Source organism: Streptomyces sp. MB09-02B (assembly GCF_033794485.1).
In the GTDB taxonomy this organism is placed as follows: domain Bacteria; phylum Actinomycetota; class Actinomycetes; order Streptomycetales; family Streptomycetaceae; genus Streptomyces.
Genome location: NZ_JARGEE010000690.1, coordinates 1 through 2,910 on the forward strand (window position 1 = coordinate 1; position 2,910 = coordinate 2,910).

General features: G+C 71.1%; 3 protein-coding genes. All 3 read right to left on the reverse strand.

What is annotated here, in order from left to right; genetic code table 11:
- Window positions 1–169: 169 nt before the first annotated feature.
- Entirely contained in the window at window positions 170–1,081 is a 912-nt protein-coding gene (locus P1P70_RS42865) for a DUF5936 domain-containing protein (RefSeq protein ID WP_319247657.1), read from the reverse strand.
- 19 nt (window positions 1,082–1,100) lie between these two features.
- Window positions 1,101–2,057 (reverse strand): type II secretion system F family protein, encoded by a 957-nt coding sequence (locus tag P1P70_RS42870; protein ID WP_319247653.1) that lies wholly within the window; start codon window positions 2,055–2,057, stop codon window positions 1,101–1,103.
- A 30-nt stretch (window positions 2,058–2,087) separates the two neighbouring features.
- A partial coding sequence (locus tag P1P70_RS42875; protein WP_319247655.1) for a CpaF family protein occupies window positions 2,088–2,910 on the reverse strand: 823 nt, incomplete at its 5' end.

A 2,910-nucleotide genomic window follows, 5' to 3' on the forward strand; every position in this document is an offset into this window, starting at 1 on the left:
CCCTCGCCGGGGGCGGGCGGAGGTGGGTTCCGCTGCTCGGCGGTTGCGAGGCGCCGCCTGCGCCCGCCCGTGCCGCCCCAGCGGCACGGGCGGGCGCAGAAAAATGGAAGTAGGAGCCGCAGGCGGGTCCGCCAGAGGCCTTGCGCGGTCTGAGGGCCTTGGGGGTTCATCAGCGGCCCAGGATTTCGCCGAAGTTCGTGCCCGAGCCCAGGAACATGCCTGTGGCGATGAGGATCATCGTGGCCGGGAGCATGAAGACGAGGGTGACCAGGGTGGCCTTGGGGATGGTGCGGGCCGCTCGGCGGCGGGCGTTCTGCGCGTCGGTACGGCGCATGTCGGCGGCCAGTTGGATCAGGGTCTCGGCGATGGGGGAACCCAGTTCCTCCCCCTGTTGGAGGGCCGAGACGAACTGGGCCACCTGTTCCGAGGAGTTGCGGCGGCGGAGTTCGTCGAAGGCCTGGCGGCGGCTGACGCCCATGTCCATCTGGCGCAGGGTGATGCGGAGTTCGTCGGCCCAGGGGCCCTCGTACTTCTCCGCCACCCGGTCGAGGGCCTGGCGGAAGCCCAGGCCCGCCGAGACGACCACGGCCAGGACGTCCAGGAAGTCCGGCAGCGTGCGGTCGATGACGTCCTTGCGCTCGCGGACGGCCTGCCAGATCGCCGCGTCGGCGGCGAGGAGACCGAAGGCGAAGGTGAACGCGGCGAACAGAGGGCGTCCGCTGGTGAGGAAGACGAGGCCCATGAAGGCGCCGAAGAAGCCGTAGACGGCCCGGCGGGCGGCGTAGCGGTTGAGGGTGAGGCCGCCCGGGTTGCCCGCCATGTCGATGCGGTGGCGCTTGGCCTCGACCCGGCGCGGGCCCATGAGGCGCAGTACGAGGGGCGCGAAGCGCATGCCCAGGCGGTCGACCGCCGAACCCGTCCTGGAGACGCGGGTGGCGCCCACCTCCAGGGCGAGGGCCAGGTCGCTGGGGAGTTTCGCGTCCGCGCGGATCATGCGGATGCCCAGGAGGACGCCCGCCACGGAGATCGCCATCAGGAGGGCCAGGAGGAGGGGGAGGTAGGCGGGCGTCGAGGTCGTCATGTCGGTCACCGGGGCCTTCTCATACTTCGATCTTGCCGAGGCGGCGGATGACGAAGAACCCGACCGTGTAGAGGCCGATCGAGATCAGGACCAGGAGCTGGCCGAGGGGCGAGCCGGTCACCCGGGCCAGGGCCCCGTCGTTCGAGGAGTTGATCAGGAGGAGGGAGCCGAGGCCGAGGAGGGGGACGGTGAAGGCCGTCGCGTTGACCTCGGAGAGCATGGTGCGGACCTCGCGGCGGGTCTCCTTGCGGTCCTCCAGGGTCTGGGTGAGGTTGCGGAGGGAACTGACCACCGTGCCGCCCGCCTTGTTGGACAGGACGAGGGTGGTGACGAGGACGATCAGTTCGCGGGAGGGGAGGCGTTCGGCGAGTTCGCCGAGGGCGTCGTCGACCGAGCGGCCGAGCGCCAACTGGTCCGCGACCCGGGCCAGTTCCTCACCGGCGGGGGCCTCCAGCTCCTCCGCCGCCATCGCCAGGGCCGTACGCAGGGCCAGGCCGGCGGCGGTGGCGTTGGCCAGGAGGCGTGCCACGTCGGGGAGTTGGTTGATGAAGGCCTCGATGCGTTTCTGGCGCTGCCAGTTGAGGAAGATGGCGGCCGCCCACACGCCCACCGCGCCCGCGATCGGGCCGAAGAAGGGGGCCAGGGTGGCGGCGGCGACCAGCCACAGCGCCACGACGAGCAGGGCGACGTAGGTGGCGAACTCCCCCGCCGTGAGGTCCAGTCCGGTCGTGGTCAGCCGGAGGTGGATGGCGCGGCCCAGGCGGGTGCGGCGCAGACGGCGGTCGACGGCCGTGAAGCGCCGCACCCGGCCGGACGCCGTGCGGAGGGGGCCGCCCTGCTGGCCCGCCAGCCGGTCGACGAGGGCCTGGCGCTGGGCCCGGCCGGAGACGTACACGTGCGCGCCCGCGACGGCGAGGGTGCCGCAGAGGACGGTGGCGCCCAGGGCCAGCAGGGTGGTGCTGTCGGTTGTCGCCATGGTCGGGTCCTACCTCCTCGGGGCTCTCGGCTATCCGATGGCCTGGCGGGTGTTGAGCGGGTCGACGGCCTCGGCCACGCCGTACGCGGGAGGCAGCGGCTCGTTGGCCACGTACAGCTTCTCCACGACGGAGCGGGGTATCGGCAGGTGCTCGAAGCGGCCGTGGACGACACGGTCGGCGCCGAGCGGGTCGGGGGCGAAACGGGAGACGGTGGCGATCCGGAACTGTTCGCGGCCGTGCGAGACGAGCAGGGCGATCTCGGTGACCTTGCGGGAGCCGTCGGCGAAGCGGGTGAGCTGGACGACCACGTCCACCGCCGAGTTGATCTGGTCTTTGAGGGCCTCGAAGGGGATGAGAACCTCGGACATCGAGCCGAGGGTCTGGAGCCTCATGAGGGCGTCCTCGGCGGAGTTGGCGTGGACCGTGGCGAGGGAGCCGTCGTGGCCGGTCGACATGGCCTGGAGCATGTCGAGGGTCTCACCGCCGCGGACCTCACCGACGATGATGCGGTCGGGGCGCATCCGGAGGGAGTTGCGGACCAGGTCGCGGATGGTGATCTGGCCCTTGCCCTCGATGTTGGGGGGCCGTGACTCCAGGCGGATGACGTGTTCCTGCTGGAGTTGGAGTTCGGCGGAGTCCTCGATGGTGATGATGCGTTCGCGGGGTGGAATCAGGCCGGAGAGGGCGTTGAGAAGCGTCGTCTTTCCGGTGCCGGTACCGCCGCTGACGATCACGTTGAAGCGGGCGCGGACGAAGGCCGCGAGGAGCATCAGCATCTGCTCGTCGAGGGAGCCGAGGTCGATGAGCTCGGGGAGGGTGTACGCGCGGGGGAAGCGGCGGATCGTGAGGGTG

Coding starts and splice junctions, on each gene's coding strand:
- P1P70_RS42865 (WP_319247657.1), bottom strand. CDS start 1,081: ATGACGACCTCGACGCCCGCCTACCTCCCCCTCCTCCTGGCCCTCCTG.
- P1P70_RS42870 (WP_319247653.1), bottom strand. CDS start 2,057: ATGGCGACAACCGACAGCACCACCCTGCTGGCCCTGGGCGCCACCGTC.